This window comes from Roseburia sp. AF02-12, from assembly GCF_003461765.1.
Lineage (GTDB): Bacteria > Bacillota > Clostridia > Lachnospirales > Lachnospiraceae > Roseburia_C > Roseburia_C amylophila.
This window is the reverse complement of sequence record NZ_QTXS01000001.1, coordinates 647,484-671,282: the sequence shown is the minus strand read 5'-3', so window position 1 is coordinate 671,282 and position 23,799 is coordinate 647,484. Positions and strand designations below refer to the sequence as shown.

Below are 23,799 nucleotides of genomic sequence, written 5' to 3'. Positions count from 1 at the left end.
GAGGATTCCCATGGAAAAAAGACAGGAAAATCTGGAAGATAAAATTGTAAAACGGCTGACGGAGAATCATTTATCCATTGCTACCGCAGAATCCTGTACCGGAGGACTTGTAGCCGCAACTTTGATTAATGTGCCGGGTGCTTCGGATGTGCTGGAAGAATCTTATATCACTTACTCGGATGCGGTAAAGCATAAAGTACTAGGTGTATCGGAAGAGACCTTGCAGAAACACACTGCAGTAAGTAAAGAAGTAGCAGAAGAAATGGTTCGTGGCGTAACAAAAGTTGCCGGTACGAATGTCGGAATCTCAGTAACCGGTATTGCAGGTCCCGGCGGTGGAAGTGAAAAGTTCCCGGTAGGACTGGTATACATTGGTTATAAAATAAATGATTTTGTGAAAGTTATACGTTATGTATTTCCCGGAGACCGTAGTGAAGTGCGTATGCATGCGGTGGAGACGGCATTGCAGGAACTGGATGATTTACTGATAAAAGAGGGATTTTAATGAGAATAATAGCCGGAAAAGGAAGAAGCCTTCCATTGAAAACAATTGAAGGAATAGACACAAGACCGACAACAGACCGTATTAAGGAAACGCTTTTTAATATGCTGCAATACGAGATTGCAGACTGCCGGTTCTTAGATTTGTTTGCAGGGAGCGGACAGATTGGATTGGAAGCTGTCAGCCGTGGAGCGAAAGAAACTGTTTTTGTGGAGAGTGGGAAAAAAGCAGCTGCGTGTATACAGGATAATATTAACTTTACCAGATTTAATGACCAGTGCCGTTTGCTGCAGATGGACGTCATGGCAGCTATCCGGAGTCTGGAAGGGAAAGGGGCATTCCAGATTATTTTCATGGATCCGCCTTACAATCAGGAGCTGGAAAAGGATGTGCTGATGCTGCTTTCTAAATCGTCCCTGGTAGATGAAAGTACGGTGATTATTGTAGAAGCGTCCCTAAAGACCGGTTTTGAGTATCTTGATGAGCTTGGTTTTACACTTGATAAATGCAAAAAATATAAGACAAATTTACATGCCTTTATATCCAGAAAGGAATAACCTATGATGAAAAAAGCAATCTATCCGGGCAGCTTTGACCCGGTCACAAATGGTCATGTTGACATGATTGAACGTGCTTCGAAAATAGTGGACGAGCTGGTTGTGGGAGTTTTAAATAACAGTGCAAAAAACTCGTTGTTTTCTTTAGATGAACGTGTTAGTATGTTAAAAGAGATAACAAAAGATATGCCGAATGTAACAGTTGCTTCTTTTGATGGTCTTTTAGTTGACTTTATGGAAAAAATTGATGCAACCATTATCGTCAGAGGATTGCGTGCGGTAACGGACTTTGAATATGAACTTCAGATTGCACAGTCGAACCATCGTGTAAATCCAAAGATAGATACGGTATTTCTTACAACGAATGTAAAATATTCCTATCTCAGCTCTACAATTGTAAAGGAATATGCTTCTTATGGTGGCGATATTTCGCATTTTGTCCCACCACAGTTTATAGAGCGGATTTATGATAAATATAATATCAAAAAATAAGGAGTGTGGACGATGAGTAGCAGAATGGAACAAATCATAGAAGAAATCGAAGAATATATTGATAATTGCAAATATCAGCCATTATCCAGTACGAAAATTGTTGTTAATAAGGATGAGTTAGAAGAACTTCTGACGGAATTAAAAATGAAAACGCCGGAAGAAATCAAGCGTTATCAGAAGATTATCAGCAACAAAGAAGCTATTCTGGCAGATGCCCAGGCAAAAGCAGATGCCATCATTGCTCAGGCACAGGTACAGACCAGCGAGCTTGTCAGTGAACACCAGATTATGCAACAGGCTTATGCCCAGGCAAATGAGGTTGTTATGATTGCTACCAAGCAGGCACAGGAGATTCTTGATAAAGCAACCAATGATGCCAATAATATCCGTATGGGTGCAATTCAGTATACGGACAGCAGTCTTAAGAATATTGAAGAAATTTTAAGTCATGCCATTGAAGGTTCACAGGCAAGATATGATAATCTGATTCACACCCTTCAGGGCTGTCTGGATGTTGTGACGGCAAACCGGAATGAACTGCTTCCAGAGGAAGAAGATGCTTCTTCCGGACAGGCAAAACAGGAAACAACAGCAGAGCCTGCCACACAGGAAGCTCCGGCAAATGAGACTCCGGAAGAGTAATATATATTTATCCTGCCGGATATATCATGTACCCCAGAAGGAAAGCACAGAATGCAAGACTGATTCGGACCAGCAGATAATATTTCATGGAGAGCTTCTGGCATGCAACCATGGAATAGGTCTGGGCGAAGCCACATAATCCGCCAAAAGCGGTAAGACTTAAAATCAACGCATAATCAAGCTGCGGCGAGAAAGCTTCTTCAGAAATCTGCCGGATTCCATTAGTAACTTCCAATGGAATACAAAGTGGTAATTGTAAGAGCTTTTGTGGCACATAAAAGGTAATCTGTTCTAACAGAATAGAAAAGAGCATGATATATCCACCGAGTTTACAAAGAATTTCAAAACCGTTCATGATACCGGCATCTATGATTGAAAAGTTTAATTTTAATCGTGGTGCCGTTTCTTTTTGCGTTAGACTTTTTCGTTGAAGGGCATAAAGAATGCGGCAGAGAATCAGGGGCGGCAGATAGAGAATCCCAAATGTTGGCAATAAAAGACTGTCCTGCCGAAGCGTGTCATGAACAATATAGCTTGCAATAAACATAGGACTGATATTGTTACAGATTGCAAAGAGAATGGTTGCTTCTTCCTTTGATAATTGATTTTCCTCTAACATTTGGGCACAGATACGGCTTCCCATAGGAAAACCAAATAGAAATCCTGACAGAAGTGGAAAACAGGCATTTCTGCTGCAGGGAATCAGGAGATGGATGAATGGATAGAGGATTCCTGAAATATGATAAAAAACCCCGGATGAAATCAGAATATTGGATAGAATGGCAAAAGGAAGCAATGCAGGCAGAATATTCTGGTACCAGAGCATTAGGCCATTTGCTGCGGCAGATACCGTAAGCATGGGATGCAAAAATAATAATATTAAGCACAAAAAAAGAATCAGAAGAGAAATAGTTTTTTTCATAGTTCAATATATTGTATAAAATAACTTTTATGCGAATTATTATGAAGAAGAAAATTTGTGTCATTATTCTCTTTTTTTTGCTGGTTGTCATAGACTGCAGCCTGTTACAGCAGATTCAAAAGCGGGCAGCCTTTTATATAGCATTTGAACAACAGGAGTTCTTCCAGAAACTTCGGAATCAGGAAGTCTCTCCGGAAACAGTGTTAAAATTCAGGGAATATGAGTCTGAAGATGGTGAGGCTCAGGACGATATGACATTTACCCGCTATCTTCTGGCATATTATGCTTCAGATTTAACAGAAAAAAACGAGCTGAAAGATGTATACAAAAGATTGCTGCATTTTCATAAAGAAGAAATTGAAAAGCAGGAAGCCTATTTAGACAGTATCTGGTCTGACATTGTCTATTTCCCGGTTCCGGATACCATCTGGGACGAAGAGAAAAAAGTAACTTTTGGAGACACCTGGATGCAGAGCCGTACTTATGGTGGAGACAGAGGACATGAAGGCTGTGATATTATGGCAGATATCAATGAGCGGGGAAATTACCCGGTAATCAGTGTCTGCGATGGAACCATAGAGCAGATGGGCTGGCTGGAACTTGGGGGTTACCGTATCGGAATCCGGAGTCCTCATGGAGCATATTTCTACTATGCACATCTGTCGGATTATGCAGAGGGACTTTCCATCGGAGACGAGGTTCATGCCGGAGAGCTGATTGCATTTATGGGAGATACCGGATATTCTAAGACAGAAGGAACCGCCGGTAATTTTGATGTGCATCTTCATTTTGGAATTTATTTAAATGATGAAAATAAACAGGAGTTTAGTGTAAATTCCTATTCCGTCCTGCAATATCTCTATCAGGAGAAGAAAATATTACATTATCAATATTAAGATTTAAATTAGGATTTGAATTATAAGAAACACACTTTGCGAGCTTCTCGAGTTATCGCGGTGTCTGCCAAATCAGAGTAGTAAAGGAACGTATCAGAATGAAAGATTTGAGATTAGATAAATTTTTAACAGAAATGGGCAAGGGAAGCAGAAGCCAGGTGAAAACATATATTTCCAAGGGACGTGTTACCGTAAATGGAGAAGTCATCAAACGTCCGGAATATAAGATTTCACCGGAAAAGGATATTGTTAACCTCGAAGGCGAAAAGGTTAATTATTCCCAGTGGGAATATTATATGCTAAATAAGCCTGCCGGCTGTGTCAGTGCCACGGAAGATAAGCATTTTCCAACTGTAGTTTCTTTCATAGAAGATGCTGTAAGAAAAGATTTGTTTCCGGTAGGCAGACTGGATAAGGATACGGAAGGGCTGCTCCTTATCACCAATGACGGTGCGTTGGCTCATGAGCTTTTATCTCCGAAGAAACATGTGGCAAAAACTTATTATGCCAGAATAGAAGGAAAAGTGACTGCTGAAGATGTTGCGGCTTTTCGGAAGGGTCTTGATATCGGAGAGAAAAACCTCACAAAGCCTGCTGAACTTGTGATTTTAAAAAGTGATTCAGAATCAGAAATTGAAGTTACTATTATCGAAGGAAAATATCATCAGATTAAGCGGATGTTTGAAAAAACAGGAAAAAAAGTCATTTATTTAAAACGGCTTTCCATGGGAAGCTTAAAGCTGGATGAAACTCTGGCAACAGGAGCGTATCGTCCGTTGACAGAGTCAGAATTACAGGCATTAAAGGAAGGATAAGAAGATGCAGAACGGTTTTTTACCAATTTCAAGAAAAGACATGGAAGAAGCAGGGATAAAGCAGTTGGATTTCGTCTATGTATGCGGAGATGCATATGTAGACCATCCTTCCTTTGGACATGCTATTATCAGCAGAATATTGCAGGCACATGGTTATACCGTGGGTATCATTGCACAGCCGGATTATCGTGACAAGGAAAGCGTAACCATATTGGGCGAGCCACGGCTTGGCTTTTTCGTTTCCGGTGGGAATATGGATTCCATGGTAAACCATTATTCTGTATCGAAAAAGAGACGTGCCCATGATGCATTTTCACCGGGTGGTGTTATGGGAAAACGCCCGGATTATGCAGTGGTAAGTTACTGCAATCTGATCCGTCAGACCTATAAACATAATCCAATCATTATCGGCGGTATTGAAGCAAGTCTTAGAAGACTTGGGCATTATGATTACTGGTCTAATAAGGTAAAACGTTCCATTCTTCTGGACTCCGGTGCTGATTTGATTTCTTATGGAATGGGCGAGCACAGCATTGTTGAAATTGCAGATGCGTTAGCTTCCGGTCTTGCGGTAAAGGATATTACTTATATCGATGGAACTGTTTTTAAGACCCGAAATAAAGAAGATATTTATGATGCCTTGGAATTGCCGTCTTTTAATAAAATCAAAGAGGACAAGACAGCGTATGCCAAGAGCTTTTACCTTCAGTATCAGAATACAGACCCTTTTACGGCAAGAAGAATTTATGAAACCTATGATGAGAAAATGTTTGTCGTACAGAATCCACCGGCAAAGCCATTGACCCAGATGGAAATGGATGATATCTACGCACTGCCATATATGAGAACCTATCATCCAATCTATGAAAAGGATGGTGGTGTACCGGCTATCGAAGAAGTAAAATTTTCCCTGGTCAGTAACCGTGGCTGCTTTGGTGGCTGCAGCTTCTGTGCCTTAACTTTTCATCAGGGCAGAATTATTCAGACCAGAAGTCATGAATCCATTCTTGCAGAAGCAAAGAAGATGACACAGGATAAGGATTTTAAAGGATATATCCATGATGTAGGTGGTCCGACTGCTAATTTCAGGGCACCGGCATGTACGAAGCAGCTCACAAAGGGAGTTTGCAAGAACCGGCAATGTCTGTTCCCGACACCATGTAAAAATCTTGTTGCTGACCATAGTGATTATATCAGTCTTCTTCGTAAATTACGGAATATCAAAGGCGTGAAAAAAGTATTTGTCCGTTCCGGTATCCGATTTGACTATCTTTTATGTGATACGAAAAATAATTTTCTGGAAGAACTTTGTAAATATCATGTCAGCGGACAGCTAAAGGTGGCGCCGGAGCATATTTCAGACCCGGTATTACAGAAAATGGGAAAACCTCCGGTTTCCGTTTATAATGAATTTGTCCGCAAGTATCATGATATGAATGAACGGTTAGGATTAAAACAGTATCTGGTACCATATCTGATGTCCTCCCATCCGGGTTCGACCCTGCAGGAGGCAGTAGATTTGGCTGAGTATTTAAGAGATTTAGGTTATATGCCTCAGCAGGTACAGGATTTCTATCCGACCCCATCCACCATATCGACCTGTATGTACTATACCGGTTTAGATCCGCGGACCATGGAGCCGGTATATGTAGCAACCAATCCGCATGAGAAAGCCATGCAGCGTGCACTGATACAGTATCGTAATCCGGAAAATTATGATTTGGTGCATGAAGCGTTAGTTAAGACGAACCGGACGGATTTAATCGGCTTTGATGCCCATTGCCTCATCCGTCCAAGAAAGCTTGCCAAAGAAGAAGCATTTTCGGATAAGAAAAAGACGAAGCGGACACTGAATCAAAATCAGACAAAGTATAAAACTGGAAATTCCAGAAATACAGAAAAATTTTCGGGAAAGACTTCCAGTCAGAATACGAAGAAGAAGCATACAATTCGAACCGTTCATAAAAAGAAATAGTAAGGATATGTTATGAAAACATTTATCATTAAAGAAAATGAAGCAGGACAACGATTTGATAAATATTTAAAAAAGCTTTTAAAAGAAGCACCGTCAAGCTTTGTCTATAAAATGCTTCGGAAGAAGAATATTGTATTAAATGGAAAAAAGGCAGATGGTTCTGAAAAACTGGAAGCCATGGATGAAGTAAAGCTGTTTTTAGCAGATGAAACTTATGATAAGTTTGCAGGAGCAGAGGTAAAAGAAAGTTTTCCAACCACAGCACTGGATATCGTTTATGAAGATGAAGATATTTTAATCATCAATAAACCTGCCGGAATGCTGTCACAGAAGGCACAGCCATCCGATATTTCTGCCAACGAATATATTATCGGATATCTTCTTCAAAGCAGAACCCTTAAGGAAACGGATTTGCGAACCTTCCGGCCGTCCGTCTGCAACCGTCTTGACCGCAATACTTCAGGACTTCTGACAGCCGGAAAGACGTTAAAGGGATTGCAGGATTTATCCGAGGCTTTGAAAAAAAGAACCGTAAAGAAATATTATCTCTGCCTGGTAGCCGGATGCATTACAGCACCGCAGCATTTAAAGGGGTATCTTATGAAGGATGAAAGGCAGAATCGTGTATTTATTTCAAAGGAAAAAACAGAGGATGCACTCTGTATCGAAACCGAGTATGAGCCACTGGAAGTATATCAGGATGTCACACTGCTGCAGGTGCATCTGATTACCGGACGCAGCCATCAGATCCGTGCCCATTTAGCATCCATTGGTCATCCGATTATCGGAGACAGTAAATATGGTAATGAAAAAATCAATCATTTTTACCGGGAACGCACCGGCGTAAAACATCAGCTTTTACATGCTTATCGTATGATATTTGCAGATGGCAGATGTGTAGAAGCAGCTCCACCGGATGATTTTAATAAGGCTATTTGTTACGCAAATCAGAATGCCACAGAGCAGTAATTGTTTTTAACGAAAGACTACTGATGTTACAGGAAGGATGAATAAGTAAGATGAAAGTATATCTGATGCGGCATGGAGAAACCGATTACAATAAAAAAGGACTGATACAGGGAACCCTTGACATTCCATTAAATGAATTCGGACTGGAATTAGCCGAAAAGACCAAAGAGGGATTCCAAAACGAAGGACTGACTTTTGACTACTGTTATTGCAGTCCGTTAATTCGTGCCAGACAGACGGCAGAGATTATTCTGCGAGGAACGGACACCCCGATTTCCTATGATGAACGTATCCGTGAAATGAACTTCGGAGAAGGGGAAGGACAGAAGCTTGCTGATCTCAGCTGGAATCCGGCCCTTAAAAATATTGATGCTTTATTTCATGCGCCGGAACAGTATCGTGCCACGGAACAGGGCGAAAGCTACGAAGCATTACTTGGCAGGGTGGAAGATTTTTTAAAGCATGAAATCCTTCCACTGGAAGAAAAAATGAAGCGTGTGCTCATCTGCTGTCATGGTGGAATCATCCGGGCATTTCTTGCATACATAAAAGGACTTGAAATCAAGGATTTCTGGAACAGCCACCAGCCAAACTGCAGTGTAAATATATTAGAAGTAAAGAATCAGAAAATAAGGATTCTCGAAGAACATAAAATTTATTACACACTGCCGGAAGAAAAGAAAGGAAGTATACTCTGATGCCAACTTGGAATTCCAGAGGATTAAGAGGTTCTACGTTAGAGGAATTTATCAACCGGACCAATGAAAAATATGCAGAGCATAATTTAGCAATGATACAGAAAATTCCGACACCGATTACACCAATTAATATTGATAAAGAAACAAGACATATTACCCTTGCCTATTTTGACCAGAAAAGTACCGTAGATTATATCGGGGCAGTACAGGGCATTCCGGTCTGCTTTGATGCCAAGGAATGTCACACCGATACGTTTCCTCTTGCCAATGTGCATGCTCACCAGATTCAGTTTATGCAGGATTTTGAAAATCAGCAGGGTATTTCTTTTATTCTGATATTTTATACCCAACGGGATGAATTTTACTATATGCCATTCCGACAGCTTTATGAATTCTGGGAGAGAGCCCAGAATGGCGGACGGAAGAGCTTCCGGCTAGAAGAATTAAATCCGGAATTTTTCCTGCCAAAGAAGTCGGGAATCCTGGTTCCCTATCTGGAAGGCTTGAAAAAAGATTTGGAGCTAAGGGATTGACAATTATTTCCAGGTAATATATACTAGGAAAAGCAATTCACCGTGGTAGCATGGTAGCACACTAAAGTGCTTTGAGAAAAACTGGAGGTTTATATGAAAAATCAATTGTTACATACACCAGAGGGTGTCCGGGATATTTATAATGAAGAGTGTGAAAAAAAATTAGAGCTGCAGGATCGGCTGCATAAGGCTTTAAAACGACACGGATACCACAGTATTCAGACACCAACCTTTGAATTTTTCGATATATTTGGAAAAGAAGTTGGAACCATTCCATCCAGCGAATTATATAAATTTTTTGACCGGGAAGGAAATACCCTTGTATTAAGACCGGATATTACACCATCTATTGCACGGTCTGCCGCAAAATATTTTATGGATGAGGATATGCCAATCCGCCTTTCTTATATGGGAAATACCTTTATTAATAACCATAGTTATCAGGGAAGATTAAAGGAATCCACCCAGCTTGGAGCAGAGTTAATCGGAGATGATACCGTAGATGCCGATGCAGAGATGATTGCCATGGCAATTGACGCATTAAAGAGCAGTGGTTTAAAGGATTTCCAGATTAGTGTGGGACATGTGGAATTTTTCCGTGGCTTAATGGAAGCGGCAGGACTTTCCGAAGAACAGGAAGAAGTTATCCGGGAACTGATTGCCAATAAGAATTTCTTTGGTGTAGAAGAAGAGATTTCCGACTGCTCCATGAACCAGAATTTAAAAGAATTATTCGGAATGCTTGGAACCATTTATGATAATGCATCTTCCTTTGAAGAAGCAAAGACCTATGCAGCTGATTATCCAAGGGTTTATAAAGCGATACGCAGACTGGAAGACTTAGATGCGGTGCTTAAAGTATATGACGTAGACAAATATGTGACCTATGAATTTGGTATGTTAAGCAGCTATCATTATTATACCGGAGTAATTTTTGCCGGTTATACTTACGGAAGCGGTGAACCGATTGTAAAGGGTGGCCGTTATGACAAGCTTCTTACTTATTTTGGAAAAGATGCAGCTTCCATTGGATTTGCGATAGTAGTAGACCAGTTAATGGCAGCAATTTCAAGACAGAAAATTGAGATTACCGTAAAACATGACAATCAGCTGATTGTATACAAACCGGAATACCGCAGGGAAGCAGTAAAGAAAGCCATTGCACTGAGGGCAAAGGACTGCAATGTGGAACTGATTGCCTGGGCAATGGATAAATCAAAAGCAGATTATGAAGCATATGCATTGCGAAATCAGATTGCAGAACTGACATTTATGGATGGAGAATAGAAATGGAAGATATGAGATATTTAACCTTTGCATTAGGTAAGGGAAGACTGGCAAATAAAACCTTAGAGACTTTTGAAAAAATCGGCATTACCTGTGAAGAAATGAAAGACAAGGATACCAGAAAACTTATTTTTGTCAATGAAGAATTAAAGCTTCGTTTCTTCCTTGCCAAGGGACCGGATGTACCAACTTATGTAGAATATGGTGCGGCAGATATCGGTATTGTGGGAAAGGATACAATTTTAGAGGAAGCAAGAAATATTTATGAAGTATTGGATTTGGGCTTTGGAAAATGCAGAATGTGTATCTGCGGTCCAAAAGAATCCAAAGAATTATTACAGCATCACGAACTGATCCGTGTGGCAACCAAATATCCGCGCATTGCAAAAGATTATTTTTATAATAAGAAACATCAGACTGTAGAAATTATCAAATTAAACGGTTCCATCGAACTTGCCCCGATTGTTGGACTTGCTGAGGTAATATGTGATATTGTAGAGACTGGCTCAACCTTACGTGAAAACGGACTTGAAGTATTAGAAGAAGTTTGTCCGCTTTCTGCCCGGATGGTCGTAAATCAGGTTAGTATGAAAATGGAACATGAGCGGATTACGAAATTAATTACAGATTTAAAATCGGTATTAAAGGAGGCATAAACATGCGTATTTTAGAGTTGACAGAAGAGACAAAGGGTAATATATTAGAGAATCTTTTAAAGAGAAGCCCCAACAGCTACGGCAAATTTGAAGCCAGCGTGCAGGAAATCATTGAAACGGTACGTGCCAACAGGGATGCTGCATTATTTGACTATACAGCGAGATTTGATGGCGCAACGATTAATAAAGATAATATTTTAGTAACAGAAGAAGAGATTAAGGAGGCTTATGATGCAGTAGATCCGAAGCTCCTTGAAGTCATCCGGAAATCTCTTGTAAATATCCGTACCTATCATGAAAAACAGCGTCAGAACAGCTGGTTTGACAGCCAGGATAAAGGTATTATCTTAGGTCAGAAGGTAACCGCATTAGCCCGTGTCGGTGTTTATGTACCGGGTGGAAAAGCCGTTTATCCTTCTTCCGTACTGATGAATATTGTTCCGGCCAAGGTTGCCGGAGTTGATGAAATTATTATGACAACACCGCCTGGAAAAGATGGTAAGGTAAATCCTTCTACCCTGGTTGCAGCAAGAGAAGCCGGTGCAGACCGCATCTATAAAGTAGGAGGCGCACAGGCAATTGCAGCTCTCGCCTTTGGTACCGAAAGCATTCCTAAAGTAGATAAAATTGTTGGCCCTGGAAATATTTATGTAGCTTTAGCGAAAAAAGCCGTATTCGGTTATGTCAGCATAGACTCCATCGCCGGACCAAGTGAGATTTTAGTATTAGCAGATGAAACAGCTAATCCAAGATATGTTGCAGCCGACCTTTTATCCCAGGCAGAGCATGATGAAATGGCTTCCGCAATTTTGATTACCACAAGCCGTGATCTGGCAGAGCGTGTTTCTGAGGAAGCGGCAAAATTTACTGCACAGCTTTCCAGAAAAGAAATCATCCAGAAATCCTTAGATAACTATGGATATATTTTAATTGCAGATAATATGGAGGAAGCCATTGCTGCAGTAAATGAAATTGCATCCGAACATATGGAAATTGTAACAAAGAATCCGTTTGAAGTTATGACCAAGGTAAGAAATGCCGGAGCAATTTTCATCGGTGAATACAGCAGTGAACCGCTTGGAGATTATTTTGCAGGACCAAACCACGTTCTTCCAACCAATGGAACCGCAAAATTCTTCTCTGCATTATCCGTAGATGATTTCATTAAGAAATCCAGCATTATTTCCTATTCCAGGGAAGCATTAGAGGAAGTATATAAAGATATTGCCCAGTTTGCAGAGTGCGAACAGTTGACGGCACATGCAAATTCCGTTAAAGTAAGATTTGAAGACGAAAACTAAACGGAGGTTTGTTTCATGGAACAAAGACGTATTGCAGAATATACAAGAAAAACAAAAGAAACCGATATTTACCTTTCCTTTGATTTGGACGGCAGAGGGGATGCAAAGGCAGATACCGGAATTGGATTTTTCGACCATATGTTAGATGGCTTTGCAAGACATGGATTATTTGATTTAAATGTCAAAGTGACCGGAGATCTGGTGGTGGACTGTCATCATACCATTGAAGATACCGGAATCGTCCTTGGCAATGCCATTAAAAAAGCAGTCGGTGACAAAAAGGGTATCAAACGTTTTGGAAGCTGTATGCTGCCAATGGATGAGACACTGGTGCTTTGTGCGGTAGATTTATCCGGAAGACCGTATCTATCCTTTGATGCAGAATTTACCACAGACCGCGTAGGTTATATGGATACCGAAATGGTAAAAGAATTCTTTTATGCCATTTCCTATAGCGCCGGAATGAATTTACATCTTAAGGTCATTACAGGCGGAAATAACCATCATATGATTGAAGCCATGTTTAAGGCATTTGCAAAGGCATTGGATGAGGCAACCATCATTGACCCGCGTATTACCGACATATTATCAACGAAAGGCAGTTTATAGGTGAGCATATGAAACACAAGAATATAGTAGCAACCATTTATCTGAAAAACGGAGAGGCAGTAAAGAGCCCGAGTGACCTTAGTTCTGCAGGAGATTTAAAAGAACTTACCAAGCTTTATAATGACAGTGGAATTGATAAGATTTTAATCTATGACTTATCAACCGGTGATGAAGAGCATGAGAAAAATATTCATACGGTAAAAGATATTTTCCGTACTGTAGAGATTCCGATTTATGCAGGTGGAAATATCAACCGTCTGGAAGACATTAAGAAATTTATCTATGCCGGATGTAAACAGGTTGTTTTAAACGGTGCCAAATCTGTCAGCATGTCTTTGGCGGAGGAAGGTGCAAAACGATTCGGAAAAGACCGTATGATAGTTTCTGTAAAGAACATTGATTTCTTATTCAAACACAAAGATGAACTGGATGAATATTTTCATGAAATGATTGTTCTTGATCCATCCATGATGGACGGAGTAGAAAATATTACAAATCTGCCATATGTCGTTCAGTATGATAATTATGACAAGGATGCACTGGTGGATGTATTAAACCGTGAAAATGTCAGAGGAATCTGTGGTGCATTTATTAATGATACCAGGACAGATATCATGAAATTAAAGACAGAATTTGCAGCCAGCGGAATCCGTATGGACAATTTTGCTCCGGCATTAAAATGGAGTGATTTCAAATTGAATTCGGATGGAATGGTACCTGTTGTAGTACAGGATTACCGTACCGATGAAGTACTTATGGTAGCTTATATGAATGAAGAAGCGTTCAATACCACCATTTCCAGCGGAAAGATGACTTATTACAGCCGTAGCCGTAAGGCGTTGTGGATGAAGGGTGAGACCAGTGGTCATATCCAGTATGTGAAATCTTTAACGGCAGACTGTGACTTTGATACCATTCTTGCAAAGGTATCCCAGATTGGCGTGGCATGTCATACCGGAGCACCAAGCTGCTTTTTTAATGAAATTGTCAAGAAAGAATATGCTGAGAAAAATCCACTGCAGGTATTTGAGGATGTCTACTCCATTATTGCGGATCGTAAGATTCATCCAAAGGAAGGCTCTTATACCAACTACCTTTTCGATAAGGGAATTGATAAGATTTTAAAGAAGGTCGGCGAAGAAGCAACCGAGATTGTCATTGCCGCAAAGAATCCGGAACCGGAAGAGATTATTTATGAAATTTCAGATTTCCTTTATCATGCAATGGTATTGATGGTAGAAAAAGGCGTAACATGGGAGGATGTTACCCAGGAACTTGCCCAGAGATAATATACATAGTTCCTGCACTTTCTGCATAGATTACAGCAGAATAACAATCAGGCAATGATATGCAGAAAGGTGCGATTTATTTGGAACAGGATTATATTGCAAACAGACGGGAATATATTCTTCGTGCCAGAAATTCTTTTTCGGAATCACGGAAAGACACGGACGAGGAGTTAATAAACACAGGAAAAGCAGCCATTTGGAAAGTAAAATGGCTGCTTTGTATTTGCCTTTTTGTGGTGTTTGTTTTATGTGATAAAGGAAAGCTTCCTTTTCCGGGAACTGCCGGTGAAAAAGATACCAAATGGATGTACCGACAATTAGAAGAAAACTATGATTATACAAAACTGCAAAAGTATGTTATGATGATTTCGGATTTTGCAAAAAATAAATAAGCGTTATTTTTTTACAAATCGGATTATGATATTTAAGAATGATTGAGGTACCAGATGAACACTTTAGCATTAAGTGATGAAATACTTTTAACAATTGATAAACCGGCCCGTTATATCGGAAACGAGCTGAATATGGTAAAGAAGAATCCGAAGGACGTTGACATCCGTTTTGCAATGTGCTTTCCGGATGTCTATGAAATCGGAATGTCTCACCTGGGCATTCAGATTTTATATGATATGTTTAATAAACGGGATGATGTATACTGCGAACGGGTTTATTCTCCGTGGCCGGATTTACACAAGATTATGAAAGAAAAAAATATTCCTTTATTTGCACTGGAAAGTCAGGAGCCGGTTAAGAATTTTGATTTCCTTGGTATTACCATCCAGTATGAGATGTGCTATACCAACATTTTACAGATTCTTGATTTATCCCAGATTGCCATGCTGTCTTCTGAGCGAAAAGAAGATGACCCGATTGTAATCGGTGGCGGTCCTTGCAGCTATAATCCGGAGCCGATTGCAGATTTCTTTGATTTGTTCTATATCGGAGAAGGCGAAATTTCTTATACGGAATTATTTACGCTGTATAAGCAGTGCAGGAAAGAAAAGGCCAGCAGAAAGGAATTCTTACGCCGTGCAGCGTCTATTCCTGGAATCTATGTGCCTTCCATGTATGAGGTGGCTTATAAAGAAGATGGAACGATTGCATCCTTTACACCAAAATATGAGGATGTGCCGGCAACGGTAAAGAAACAGATTCAGATGGATATGTCCCATTCTGTTTACCCGGAGAAACCGGTTGTTCCTTTTATTAAAGCAACCCAGGATCGTGTGGTATTAGAGATTCAGCGTGGCTGTATCCGCGGCTGCCGTTTCTGTCAGGCAGGAATGATTTACCGTCCGGTCCGTGAAAAAGATGTAGAAGTCTTAAAACATTATGCTTATGAAATGTTAAAGAATACCGGACATGAAGAGATTTCTTTAAGTTCTTTAAGTTCCAGTGATTATTCGCAACTGGAAGAACTGGTTAATTTTCTGATTGATAACTTTAAGGATAAAGGCGTAAATATTTCTCTGCCATCTCTTCGTATCGATGCATTTTCCTTAGACGTTATGGGAAAAGTGCAGGATATCAGAAAGAGCAGCCTTACCTTTGCTCCGGAAGCCGGTTCCCAGCGTCTTCGTAATGTTATTAATAAAGGACTGACGGAAGAGGTGATTTTAAATGGTGCCGGAATGGCGTTTGAAGGCGGCTGGAATAAAGTAAAGCTTTATTTCATGCTAGGACTTCCGACCGAGACGGAAGATGATATGCGTGCCATAGCAGAACTTGCCAATAAAATTGCAGTCCGTTATTATGAGATTCCAAAGGAAGAGCGGAATGGAAAATGTCAGATTACTATCAGTACCTCTTTCTTTGTACCAAAGCCATTTACTCCATTCCAGTGGGCGAGAATGTATGACAAGGACAGCTATCTTGGCAGAGCCAAGGTGGTAAATGATGCTGTAAAAGAACAGTTAAACCGCAAGAGCATCAAGTATAACTGGCATGAAGCAGATGTTACGGTATTAGAGGGTATTCTTGCAAGAGGAGACCGCCGGATTGCCCCTGTCTTGCTTAAGGTTTATGAAAAAGGTGGTATCTTTGATGCCTGGACGGAATTTTTTGATAATAACCGCTGGGTAGAGGCTTTTGCGGAATGTGGCATTGATACCGATTTCTATACCATGCGGGAACGTCCTCTGGATGAAATTTTTCCATGGGATTTTATTGATGATGGCGTTTCGAAAAAGTTCTTAATCCGCGAATGGGAACGTGCCAGAAAAGAAGAAGTAACTCCAAACTGCCGGATGCAGTGTCAGGGCTGTGGAGCTGCTCAGTTTAAGGGAGGTGTCTGCTTTGAAAATAAGAATTAAATTTCGAAAATATGGTGTAATGAAATTTATTGGACACCTTGATATGATGCGTTATTTCCAGAAAGCAATGCGTCGTGCTGAGATTGATATTGCATATTCCGAGGGATTTTCCCCGCATCAGATTATGTCTTTTGCGGCACCGCTGGGAGTTGGAATCACCAGTGATGGAGAATATCTTGATATTGAAGTACATTCTACCAGAAGTTCAATTGAATCCGTTAAGGCTTTAAATGATACCATGGTGGAAGGTGTTGAAATCGTATCTTACCGGATGCTGCCAGAGCATGCAAAAACAGCGATGTCCATTGTTGCAGCAGCAGACTATAACGTATTTTATAAGGATAAAGGAAATTGTCCATTCACTTTGGATGAACTAAAAGGTAAAGTAAAAGCATTTTATGAAGATGCTCCGGAGATTCTGGTTACGAAAAAGACAAAAAAAAGCGAAAAAGTCATGGACTTAAAGCAGCTGGTATATGATTTTCAGGTTGAGGAAGCAGATGGCTGTCCATTCTTTTATCTTAAAGTATCTACAGGAAGCGTAGATAATGTAAAACCAGAGCTTTTGTTAGAAGCCTTTTACCGGTATCTGGAACTTCCTTATAACGAAATGCAGTTTCAGATTCATCGTGTGGACGTATATGCCCGAAAAGAAGACGGCACTCTGATTGCATTGGATGAAATGGGAGATGACATTCTTGAATAAATTTATCATTACAAGGCAGCATTATGTAGGCGACTCCTATTTTACGGCACTGTTAGATGAAAAGGACAAGTTTAGGGAAATTGCATTTCATCCGTTATCCGAAGAAAATCAGGTTGTACCGGGAATAATTTGTATTGCCAGGGTAAAAAAGATTGCCGCGAACTTAGATGCCGCTTTTGTGGACATTGCAAAGGGAGTAACCTGTTATCTGGAAACAGCACATATAAAAGATGCCTGGTTTTCGAAGCAGTGCAGAAGCGGAAAGCTGACCGAAGGGGATGAACTTGTGGTGCAGATTACCAAAGAGGCAATCAAGACCAAGTATCCCATTGCGGATACCAAGCTTTCCCTTGCAGGAAAGTATTTTGTCCTGACAAATGAAAACCGTCCTCTTGCCATTTCTGCTAAATTAAGTGCTGATGAAAAAGAAAGACTAAGCAGTCAGGTACAGCTTTTCGAACAGATGCCGCTTTCCAGAAAAGAAACGGCTGCCGATACAACGCAGAATGCCGGGCAGAAAGAAAAAAGGAAGCCGCATAGTCTTATCGTAAGAACCAATGCGGCAGGTGCTTCTCAGAAAGAATTGGAAACAGAATACAAACAGCTTTTATCTGACTATCAGGAATTAGCTGCAACTTTTCTTTTCCGTACCTGTTACACTATCCTGCTTCCGCCAAAGAAATTTTATGAAAATGCCATCAATCACCTTTACCAGGAAGAGCTTGGTGAAATTATTACGGATGATAAGAATATCTATGAAGAGCTTCAACAGCTTTATGCCGGAAATCCTGATATTTTATCTAAGATACGGTTCTATGAAAATGATGCCATTTCATTAGGAACCCTTTATTCCTTTGAGACGCAGATACAGCGTGCAATATCGGAACGGGTCTGGATGAAGTCTGGTGCTTATCTTATCATTCAGCCAACGGAAGCTCTGACAGTTATCGATGTAAACAGTGGAAAGAATACTTCCGGAAAAAATGCAGAAGAATATTATTATAAGATTAATTTAGAAGCTGCTGCAGAGATTTCAAGACAGCTCCGGCTTCGTAATATTTCAGGAATTGTCATTGTGGATTTCATCAATATGGCAAAAGAAGAGCAAAGAAAAGAGCTGATGCACCAGTTCCGGTTATCCTTAAAAGAAGACCCGGTTCCGGTACGGCTTGTGGATATTACAAAGCTTGGCTTAGTGGAGCTGACCCGGAAGAAGGAGCGTAAGACCCTTTTGGAGCAGGTGGCTCAGCTAAGATGATAGCAGCTGCAAAAGCCACATCAAGGTATCTATCAAGATATGCAAAGAAATATCTGAATACAATACCCGGAAAATACCTGAAAAATAATTAAAATTATAGCGTGAAATAGTTGACGAATCGTAATTCGTGTGCTATGATACAACAGTATGCCGCACAGTGAGGTATAAGTCTATCGTAAGGATAGCACCACAACTGGCGAGTAATGATAATAGGAGGTGCCATATGTACGCAATTATAGCAACAGGTGGTAAACAGTACAAAGTATCTGAAGGCGATATCATTACCATTGAAAAGCTTGGTGTTGAGGCTGGTGAGAAAGTAACTTTCAATCAGGTTTTAGCAGTATCTGACAACGGATTAAAAGTTGGTGCAGACGCAGCTAACGCAACTGTAGAAGCTTCTGTAGTAAAAGAAGGCAGAGCTAAGAAAGTTATCGTTTACAAGTATAAGAGAAAAACCGGCTATCACAAGAAGAACGGTCATAGACAGGCGTTCACACAGGTGAAAATCGAAAAAATTAATGCGTAATCGATAGGAAATTGTTATGACAAAGATAACGATTTTTCGAAACCAGAAACAAGAGTATCTTGCTTTTTCCTGTGTCGGACATGCTGAATATGCAGATGCCGGAGAGGATATTGTATGTGCAGGAATTTCGGTTCTTGTGATTAATACAATCAATGCCCTTGGAATGTTCACAAAAGAACAGTTCAAGACCAATCAGGACGAAGAGACCGGATTGATTTCCGTATCTTTTGAGCAGCCGGCAGGACATGATGCAAAGTTACTTTTGGACACAATGGTTTTAGGCTTACAGGGAATACAAAACAATTATGGAAATGATTACATCATTTTAAACTTCAAGGAGGTGTAGAACATGTTGAATATGAACCTTCAGTTTTTTGCTCATAAAAAGGGAGTTGGTTCTACTAAGAACGGTAGAGATTCTGAATCCAAGAGATTAGGTGCAAAAAGAGCAGACGGACAGTTCGTTAAGGCTGGTAACATTTTATACAGACAGCGTGGAACAAAGATTCATCCAGGCGTTAACGTTGGTATCGGCGGAGATGATACTTTATTCGCATTAACAGACGGTGTTCTTAGATTTGAAAGAAAAGGCAGAGATAAGAAACAGGCTTCTGTTTATCCAGTAGCAACAAACGAATAAGATGCATGATAGACCCGACACGAAAGCGCCGGGTCTATTTTCACTTATAGGAAACTATATTTTAACTTGAAGTAATTTAGAAGCACTTAAAGTTATCATTCGATTACAGTAACTGATGTTTAATCACAATCAATAATGAGGTAGAAAATTATGTTTGCCGACAGTGCAAAAATTATTATAAAATCAGGAAAAGGCGGTAACGGTCATGTGAGCTTCCGCCGTGAAAAATATGTTCCGGATGGCGGTCCGGACGGTGGCGATGGTGGAAAAGGTGGCGATATCATCTTTGAAGTAGATGACAGCATGAATACCTTAAATGATTTCCGTCATAAGTACAAATGGGCTGCAGAAAACGGAGAAGAAGGAAAAAAACGAAACTGCCACGGAAAAAAGGGTGAAGACCTTGTCATTCATGTTCCGGCCGGAACCATTATCCGAGATGCAGCTACCGATAAGGTAATTGCAGATATGTCCGGTGAGAATAAAAGACAGATTATTTTAACCGGTGGGAAGGGTGGTCTTGGAAACCAGCATTTTGCAACCTCTTCTATGCAGGCACCGAAATATGCACAGCCAGGGCAGGAAGCATTGGAACTTGAAGTTCGACTGGAACTTAAAGTAATTGCTGACGTTGGTTTAGTCGGCTTCCCAAATGTGGGAAAATCAACTTTATTATCCAGTTCCACCAATGCAACACCAAAGATTGCAAATTATCATTTTACAACTTTAAATCCGATTCTTGGTGTCGTTGATTTAGGCGAAGGTGCCGGATTTGTCATGGCTGATATTCCGGGACTGATTGAAGGGGCATCCGAAGGAATCGGTCTTGGACATGAATTCTTAAAGCATATAGAGCGTACCAAGGTTATCATTCATGTCGTGGATGCTGCCGGAACAGAAGGCAGAGATCCGATTGCAGATATTCATGCCATCAATCAGGAGCTGGAATCCTTTAACCCTGAATTGTTAAAGAAACCTCAGGTTATTGCAGCCAATAAAATTGATGCTATTTATGAAGGCAATAATGAAATAATTGAGAAATTAAAAGAAACCTTTGAACCATCCGGCATTAAAGTGTTTCCAATTTCTGCGGTCAGCCGTCAGGGTGTCCGTGAGTTAATGTTTTATGTGAAGAGTCTTTTAGATGAAATGGACGATACTCCGGTCATCTATGAACAGGAATTCTTCCCGGATTCCAGAGCATTAGAGGGTGAACCTTATACCATTGAGGTTGATCCGGAAGATGGTGCTTATGTTGTAGAAGGTCCTAAAATCGATAAAATGCTGGGTTACACCAATATTGATTCGGAGAAAGGTTTCCTTTTCTTCCAGAAATTCTTAAAAGAACAGGGAATCTTAAAGGAATTAGAGGCTAAGGGTATTCAGGAAGGTGACACCGTCCGTATGTATGGACTTGAATTCGATTATTATAAGGAGTAAATCATTATGGAATTAACGAGTAAGCAGCGTTCCCATTTAAGAGGAATGGCAAGTACGATAAATCCAATTTTTCAGATTGGAAAGGCATCTCTTACACCGGAAATTATTTCAGCAGTAGATGATGCCATTGAAAAACGTGAATTAATCAAGATTTCTGTATTAAAAAACTGTGCTGATGACCCGCGTGAATTAGGTGAAATGATTGCTGAACGTACGCATGCACAGGTGGTTGCGGTAACCGGTAAAAAAATCGTTCTTTACCGTAAGTCCAAGAAACATCCAAAGATTGAATTGTTATAAACGAAAGCTTTTATACCTTGGAAGGGTGGTAGAAGATTGAAGAAAGTGCGTATTGGAATTATTGGCGGAACCTTTGATCCGATTCATATCGGGCATCTGATTATTGCACAGAATGCGGTAACACAATATCATTTAGACCAGATTCTTTTTATTCCAACGGGACATTCGCCTCATAAGGATGATAAAGAGATTGAACAGTCTGCCCACCGGCTGGAGATGATTCGCCTGTCGATTAAAAATAATCCGGATTTTTATTTTTCGGCCATGGAGATTAATGCAGCCCGCACCAGCTATACGTATCTGACGCTGCAGGAGCTTCACCGAACCTATCCAGACTGGGAACTCTATTTTATTATGGGAGCAGATTCCCTTGATTATCTGGATAAATGGATGGAGCCGGCAGAAATTTGCCGTCTTGCAACGCTCTTAGTTGCCATCAGAGACGATTTGGATATGAACCAGATAAAGAATAAGGCTGCGGAGTTAAAGCGGCTCTATGAGGCGGATATAAGGCCGATTATCACACCAAATGTTTCCGTTTCTTCTCATAATATCCGGGAACGTGTGGCAAAAGGGGAACCGATACGTTACCTTGTCACACCGGAAGTGGAAGAATATATTGCCCACCAGTGTTTATATCAGGAGGATGAAGGCCAGACACCAATGAACGAAAGATTTAATAAGATAAAAAAAGCATTAAAAAAAGAACTGGATAAAGACCGTTATGAGCATACTTTAGGGGTTATGTATACCTCGGCCTGTCTTGCCATGGCAAATGATTATGATATGGAAAAGGCTCAGCTTGCAGGTCTGCTCCACGATTGTGCCAAGTGTATTCCAAATGAAAAGAAATTAAAAATCTGTGCGAAGAATAACATTCCTGTCACGCAGGTGGAAAAGGATAATCCTTTTTTACTTCATGCTAAAGTCGGTGCATTTCTTGCCAGAGTATTATATGAAGTAGAGGACGAAGAGATTCTTCATGCAATTTCTGTTCATACCACCGGGGCACCGGCAATGAATACACTGGATAAAATCGTATTTATTGCTGATTATATCGAACCAAAACGGGATAAAGCAGCAAACCTAAAAGAAATCAGAAAAACAGCCTTTGAAGATTTAGATGAAGCACTGAAAATGATTTTAAGTGATACCATTCATTATCTCAATGGCAGTAAAAATGATAAAAATATCGATCCAATGACAATTGAAACATATCATTACTATACAGGAGGTTCTCATGAATAAACAGTCGAAAGAAATGGCGAAGCTTGCATATCAGGCTTTATCGGAAAAGAAGGCAGAAGATATCCGTATTATTGATATCAGTGAAATATCTGTTATCGCAGATTATTTTATTATCGCCAGTGGAAGTAATGCCAATCAGTTACAGGCTATGCAGGACAGCGTAGATGAACAGTTATATAAAGCCGGTTATCATGCAAAACAGATTGAAGGAAATCAGCGTTCCAGCTGGATTCTGATGGACTACAGTGATATTATCGTTCATATCTTCTCAAAAGAAGATCGTCTCTTCTACGATTTAGAGCGCATCTGGAGAGATGGAAAAGATATTGACCCGGAAGAACTTTAAAATACCAGAAGATTTTTACTGTAAGCAAAATCCATATTTATTACAGAAATTATCTGATTAATGGTAATTCTGACTTATTGCGCCATTTACTAAAGTAATATAAAATTATATAAAATAATTAACTTCAAAGGAGAAAGAAATGAAAAAGAGACTATTGATTTTAGGAATGATTTTTACAATGGCTGTGTCATCAGCAGGCTGTGGAAGTTCGTCATCAGACAATGCAGGTAAGACAGACCAAACAAAACAAACAGCAGATGTGCAGGACAGCCAGAAAGATGAATCAAGCGATAGTAAGTCAGATGATGATAAGAAAGATACGAAGTATAAATCAGCAGATGAAATCACAATGGATGATTTGATGAGCCATGATGAGACACCGGCAGAGGATTTTGAGTTAATTGACAACTCAGATGAAATAGTAATAGAGAAGTATGTTGGTAAGGATCCAATCGTGGTTATTCCAGATGAAATTGATGGAAAGAAAGTTGTTGGATTTAATAAAACATTTGCGAATGACAAAGATGTTGTAGCTGTTCGGATTGGGAATAATGTTACCGAAGTGGCAAAAACGGCATTTGGTAATTGTGAAAAACTTAAATATGTAGTTCTTGGAAATTCTGTAAAAACTATAGGTGGAGCTGCTTTTGTAAACACTAATCTTCAGAATTTAATACTAAATGAAGGATTAGAAAAAATCGGTGAAGATGATTTCTCAAATATGATTTATCCTCCGATGAACAATGAAGGAATGGATTTGAAAGTTCCAGAAAGTGTTACAGAGATGCATGTTATAGACTTCAATTTGATCGTTAAGGCTGGTTCATATGCTGAACAATATGCAAAAGAAAATAATCTTACATACACAGTAGAATAA

General features: G+C 40.0%; 29 protein-coding genes. 28 read left to right on the top strand and 1 reads right to left on the bottom strand.

Features of this window, described 5'->3' with window-relative positions; translation table 11 throughout:
* Positions 1–10: 10 nt before the first annotated feature.
* Genes DV740_RS03205 through DV740_RS03190 form a run of 4 tightly spaced genes read left to right on the top strand, consistent with a single transcriptional unit; the run spans position 11 to position 2,193 of the window.
* Positions 11–505, top strand: a complete 495-nt coding sequence (locus tag DV740_RS03205) for a CinA family protein (protein ID WP_118057480.1) — start codon at positions 11–13, stop codon at positions 503–505.
* Positions 505–1,059 carry a 16S rRNA (guanine(966)-N(2))-methyltransferase RsmD gene (gene rsmD / locus DV740_RS03200; RefSeq protein ID WP_118087461.1) on the top strand — a complete coding sequence of 185 codons (555 nt, stop codon included), beginning with the start codon at positions 505–507 and terminating at the stop codon, positions 1,057–1,059. The genes DV740_RS03205 and rsmD overlap by 1 nt, the downstream gene beginning before the upstream one ends.
* Before the next feature lie 6 nt (positions 1,060–1,065).
* The gene (gene coaD / locus DV740_RS03195; protein ID WP_022243856.1) at positions 1,066–1,551 is read left to right on the top strand and encodes a pantetheine-phosphate adenylyltransferase; all 486 of its coding nucleotides are present in this window, start codon (positions 1,066–1,068) and stop codon (positions 1,549–1,551) included.
* A gap of 12 nt (positions 1,552–1,563) precedes the next feature.
* A complete protein-coding gene (locus DV740_RS03190) occupies positions 1,564–2,193 on the top strand; it encodes an ATPase (RefSeq protein WP_117946972.1) in 630 nt (209 codons plus the stop codon).
* 7 nt (positions 2,194–2,200) lie between these two features.
* Here DV740_RS03190 and DV740_RS03185 read toward each other — a convergent pair whose 3' ends face one another.
* Positions 2,201–2,956 carry a hypothetical protein gene (locus tag DV740_RS03185; protein ID WP_330415617.1) on the bottom strand — a complete coding sequence of 252 codons (756 nt, stop codon included), beginning with the start codon at positions 2,954–2,956 and terminating at the stop codon, positions 2,201–2,203.
* Between DV740_RS03185 and DV740_RS14725 the strand changes: the two genes are divergently transcribed.
* The 24 genes from DV740_RS14725 (at position 2,911) to DV740_RS03070 (ending at position 23,799) form a co-directional block, all read left to right on the top strand.
* The gene (locus DV740_RS14725; protein WP_158561496.1) at positions 2,911–3,048 is read left to right on the top strand and encodes a hypothetical protein; all 138 of its coding nucleotides are present in this window, start codon (positions 2,911–2,913) and stop codon (positions 3,046–3,048) included. The genes DV740_RS03185 and DV740_RS14725 overlap by 46 nt on opposite strands.
* A gap of 108 nt (positions 3,049–3,156) precedes the next feature.
* Positions 3,157–4,011: a M23 family metallopeptidase gene (locus DV740_RS03180; RefSeq protein ID WP_242994201.1), complete on the top strand. Its 855-nt coding sequence runs from the start codon at positions 3,157–3,159 to the stop codon at positions 4,009–4,011.
* Between the two features lie 98 nt (positions 4,012–4,109).
* Positions 4,110–4,826, top strand: coding sequence for a pseudouridine synthase (locus tag DV740_RS03175; RefSeq protein WP_118087460.1), 717 nt, complete (start codon positions 4,110–4,112; stop codon positions 4,824–4,826).
* Positions 4,827–4,830: 4 nt separating this feature from the next.
* Positions 4,831–6,801, top strand: a complete 1,971-nt coding sequence (locus DV740_RS03170; RefSeq protein WP_118087459.1) for a YgiQ family radical SAM protein — start codon at positions 4,831–4,833, stop codon at positions 6,799–6,801.
* Positions 6,802–6,813: 12 nt separating this feature from the next.
* Positions 6,814–7,770: an RluA family pseudouridine synthase gene (locus DV740_RS03165; protein ID WP_118087458.1), complete on the top strand. Its 957-nt coding sequence runs from the start codon at positions 6,814–6,816 to the stop codon at positions 7,768–7,770.
* Positions 7,771–7,820: 50 nt separating this feature from the next.
* On the top strand, positions 7,821–8,468 hold the full coding sequence (locus DV740_RS03160) for a histidine phosphatase family protein (RefSeq protein WP_118087457.1): 648 nt from the start codon (positions 7,821–7,823) through the stop codon (positions 8,466–8,468).
* Positions 8,468–9,001 (top strand): Holliday junction resolvase RecU, encoded by a 534-nt coding sequence (locus DV740_RS03155; protein ID WP_117698628.1) that lies wholly within the window; start codon positions 8,468–8,470, stop codon positions 8,999–9,001. The genes DV740_RS03160 and DV740_RS03155 overlap by 1 nt, the downstream gene beginning before the upstream one ends.
* A gap of 93 nt (positions 9,002–9,094) precedes the next feature.
* Positions 9,095–10,288, top strand: a complete 1,194-nt coding sequence (gene hisZ / locus DV740_RS03150) for an ATP phosphoribosyltransferase regulatory subunit (protein ID WP_117841073.1) — start codon at positions 9,095–9,097, stop codon at positions 10,286–10,288.
* A 2-nt stretch (positions 10,289–10,290) separates the two neighbouring features.
* On the top strand, positions 10,291–10,944 hold the full coding sequence (hisG, locus tag DV740_RS03145; RefSeq protein WP_117698626.1) for an ATP phosphoribosyltransferase: 654 nt from the start codon (positions 10,291–10,293) through the stop codon (positions 10,942–10,944).
* Between the two features lie 2 nt (positions 10,945–10,946).
* Positions 10,947–12,245: a histidinol dehydrogenase gene (gene hisD / locus DV740_RS03140; protein WP_118087456.1), complete on the top strand. Its 1,299-nt coding sequence runs from the start codon at positions 10,947–10,949 to the stop codon at positions 12,243–12,245.
* Positions 12,246–12,260: 15 nt separating this feature from the next.
* Positions 12,261–12,854: an imidazoleglycerol-phosphate dehydratase HisB gene (hisB, locus tag DV740_RS03135; RefSeq protein ID WP_117946965.1), complete on the top strand. Its 594-nt coding sequence runs from the start codon at positions 12,261–12,263 to the stop codon at positions 12,852–12,854.
* 8 nt (positions 12,855–12,862) lie between these two features.
* Positions 12,863–14,143 (top strand): bifunctional phosphoribosyl-AMP cyclohydrolase/phosphoribosyl-ATP diphosphatase HisIE, encoded by a 1,281-nt coding sequence (gene hisIE / locus DV740_RS03130; RefSeq protein WP_117841069.1) that lies wholly within the window; start codon positions 12,863–12,865, stop codon positions 14,141–14,143.
* Between the two features lie 59 nt (positions 14,144–14,202).
* Complete coding sequence (locus DV740_RS03125; protein ID WP_022243842.1) at positions 14,203–14,535, top strand: hypothetical protein; 333 nt, start codon at positions 14,203–14,205, stop codon at positions 14,533–14,535.
* Positions 14,536–14,589: 54 nt separating this feature from the next.
* Complete coding sequence (locus DV740_RS03120) at positions 14,590–16,455, top strand: TIGR03960 family B12-binding radical SAM protein (RefSeq protein WP_118087455.1); 1,866 nt, start codon at positions 14,590–14,592, stop codon at positions 16,453–16,455.
* Positions 16,439–17,161 (top strand): TIGR03936 family radical SAM-associated protein, encoded by a 723-nt coding sequence (locus DV740_RS03115; RefSeq protein ID WP_117698623.1) that lies wholly within the window; start codon positions 16,439–16,441, stop codon positions 17,159–17,161. The genes DV740_RS03120 and DV740_RS03115 overlap by 17 nt, the downstream gene beginning before the upstream one ends.
* On the top strand, positions 17,154–18,419 hold the full coding sequence (locus tag DV740_RS03110) for a ribonuclease E/G (RefSeq protein WP_158561495.1): 1,266 nt from the start codon (positions 17,154–17,156) through the stop codon (positions 18,417–18,419). The genes DV740_RS03115 and DV740_RS03110 overlap by 8 nt, the downstream gene beginning before the upstream one ends.
* A gap of 223 nt (positions 18,420–18,642) precedes the next feature.
* A complete protein-coding gene (gene rplU / locus DV740_RS03105; RefSeq protein ID WP_118087453.1) occupies positions 18,643–18,948 on the top strand; it encodes a 50S ribosomal protein L21 in 306 nt (101 codons plus the stop codon).
* A gap of 16 nt (positions 18,949–18,964) precedes the next feature.
* A complete protein-coding gene (locus DV740_RS03100; protein WP_022243837.1) occupies positions 18,965–19,294 on the top strand; it encodes a ribosomal-processing cysteine protease Prp in 330 nt (109 codons plus the stop codon).
* 3 nt (positions 19,295–19,297) lie between these two features.
* The gene (gene rpmA / locus DV740_RS03095; RefSeq protein ID WP_022243836.1) at positions 19,298–19,588 is read left to right on the top strand and encodes a 50S ribosomal protein L27; all 291 of its coding nucleotides are present in this window, start codon (positions 19,298–19,300) and stop codon (positions 19,586–19,588) included.
* Positions 19,589–19,738: 150 nt separating this feature from the next.
* Positions 19,739–21,028 carry a GTPase ObgE gene (gene obgE, locus DV740_RS03090; RefSeq protein WP_118087452.1) on the top strand — a complete coding sequence of 430 codons (1,290 nt, stop codon included), beginning with the start codon at positions 19,739–19,741 and terminating at the stop codon, positions 21,026–21,028.
* 6 nt (positions 21,029–21,034) lie between these two features.
* Positions 21,035–21,328: a ribosome assembly RNA-binding protein YhbY gene (yhbY, locus tag DV740_RS03085; RefSeq protein ID WP_022243834.1), complete on the top strand. Its 294-nt coding sequence runs from the start codon at positions 21,035–21,037 to the stop codon at positions 21,326–21,328.
* A gap of 45 nt (positions 21,329–21,373) precedes the next feature.
* On the top strand, positions 21,374–22,576 hold the full coding sequence (gene nadD, locus DV740_RS15400; RefSeq protein WP_330415616.1) for a nicotinate-nucleotide adenylyltransferase: 1,203 nt from the start codon (positions 21,374–21,376) through the stop codon (positions 22,574–22,576).
* Positions 22,569–22,922: a ribosome silencing factor gene (rsfS, locus tag DV740_RS03075; protein ID WP_022243832.1), complete on the top strand. Its 354-nt coding sequence runs from the start codon at positions 22,569–22,571 to the stop codon at positions 22,920–22,922. The genes nadD and rsfS overlap by 8 nt, the downstream gene beginning before the upstream one ends.
* 139 nt (positions 22,923–23,061) lie before the next feature.
* Entirely contained in the window at positions 23,062–23,799 is a 738-nt protein-coding gene (locus DV740_RS03070; RefSeq protein WP_118087450.1) for a leucine-rich repeat domain-containing protein, read from the top strand.

Excerpts from the sequence above, each read along its gene's own strand:
- DV740_RS03180 (WP_242994201.1), top strand. The coding sequence starts at position 3,157 with ATGAAGAAGAAAATTTGTGTCATTATTCTCTTTTTTTTGCTGGTTGTC.
- DV740_RS03165 (WP_118087458.1), top strand. The coding sequence starts at position 6,814 with ATGAAAACATTTATCATTAAAGAAAATGAAGCAGGACAACGATTTGAT.
- DV740_RS03205 (WP_118057480.1), top strand. The coding sequence starts at position 11 with ATGGAAAAAAGACAGGAAAATCTGGAAGATAAAATTGTAAAACGGCTG.
- hisZ (WP_117841073.1), top strand. The coding sequence starts at position 9,095 with ATGAAAAATCAATTGTTACATACACCAGAGGGTGTCCGGGATATTTAT.
- coaD (WP_022243856.1), top strand. The coding sequence starts at position 1,066 with ATGAAAAAAGCAATCTATCCGGGCAGCTTTGACCCGGTCACAAATGGT.
- rplU (WP_118087453.1), top strand. The coding sequence starts at position 18,643 with ATGTACGCAATTATAGCAACAGGTGGTAAACAGTACAAAGTATCTGAA.
- rsfS (WP_022243832.1), top strand. The coding sequence starts at position 22,569 with ATGAATAAACAGTCGAAAGAAATGGCGAAGCTTGCATATCAGGCTTTA.
- DV740_RS03070 (WP_118087450.1), top strand. The coding sequence starts at position 23,062 with ATGAAAAAGAGACTATTGATTTTAGGAATGATTTTTACAATGGCTGTG.
- DV740_RS03155 (WP_117698628.1), top strand. The coding sequence starts at position 8,468 with ATGCCAACTTGGAATTCCAGAGGATTAAGAGGTTCTACGTTAGAGGAA.
- yhbY (WP_022243834.1), top strand. The coding sequence starts at position 21,035 with ATGGAATTAACGAGTAAGCAGCGTTCCCATTTAAGAGGAATGGCAAGT.
- DV740_RS03190 (WP_117946972.1), top strand. The coding sequence starts at position 1,564 with ATGAGTAGCAGAATGGAACAAATCATAGAAGAAATCGAAGAATATATT.
- hisD (WP_118087456.1), top strand. The coding sequence starts at position 10,947 with ATGCGTATTTTAGAGTTGACAGAAGAGACAAAGGGTAATATATTAGAG.
- DV740_RS03100 (WP_022243837.1), top strand. The coding sequence starts at position 18,965 with ATGACAAAGATAACGATTTTTCGAAACCAGAAACAAGAGTATCTTGCT.
- rpmA (WP_022243836.1), top strand. The coding sequence starts at position 19,298 with ATGTTGAATATGAACCTTCAGTTTTTTGCTCATAAAAAGGGAGTTGGT.
- DV740_RS03125 (WP_022243842.1), top strand. The coding sequence starts at position 14,203 with ATGCAGAAAGGTGCGATTTATTTGGAACAGGATTATATTGCAAACAGA.
- hisG (WP_117698626.1), top strand. The coding sequence starts at position 10,291 with ATGGAAGATATGAGATATTTAACCTTTGCATTAGGTAAGGGAAGACTG.
- obgE (WP_118087452.1), top strand. The coding sequence starts at position 19,739 with ATGTTTGCCGACAGTGCAAAAATTATTATAAAATCAGGAAAAGGCGGT.
- DV740_RS03175 (WP_118087460.1), top strand. The coding sequence starts at position 4,110 with ATGAAAGATTTGAGATTAGATAAATTTTTAACAGAAATGGGCAAGGGA.
- DV740_RS14725 (WP_158561496.1), top strand. The coding sequence starts at position 2,911 with ATGGATAGAGGATTCCTGAAATATGATAAAAAACCCCGGATGAAATCA.
- DV740_RS03170 (WP_118087459.1), top strand. The coding sequence starts at position 4,831 with ATGCAGAACGGTTTTTTACCAATTTCAAGAAAAGACATGGAAGAAGCA.
- rsmD (WP_118087461.1), top strand. The coding sequence starts at position 505 with ATGAGAATAATAGCCGGAAAAGGAAGAAGCCTTCCATTGAAAACAATT.
- hisIE (WP_117841069.1), top strand. The coding sequence starts at position 12,863 with ATGAAACACAAGAATATAGTAGCAACCATTTATCTGAAAAACGGAGAG.
- hisB (WP_117946965.1), top strand. The coding sequence starts at position 12,261 with ATGGAACAAAGACGTATTGCAGAATATACAAGAAAAACAAAAGAAACC.
- DV740_RS03160 (WP_118087457.1), top strand. The coding sequence starts at position 7,821 with ATGAAAGTATATCTGATGCGGCATGGAGAAACCGATTACAATAAAAAA.
- DV740_RS03120 (WP_118087455.1), top strand. The coding sequence starts at position 14,590 with ATGAACACTTTAGCATTAAGTGATGAAATACTTTTAACAATTGATAAA.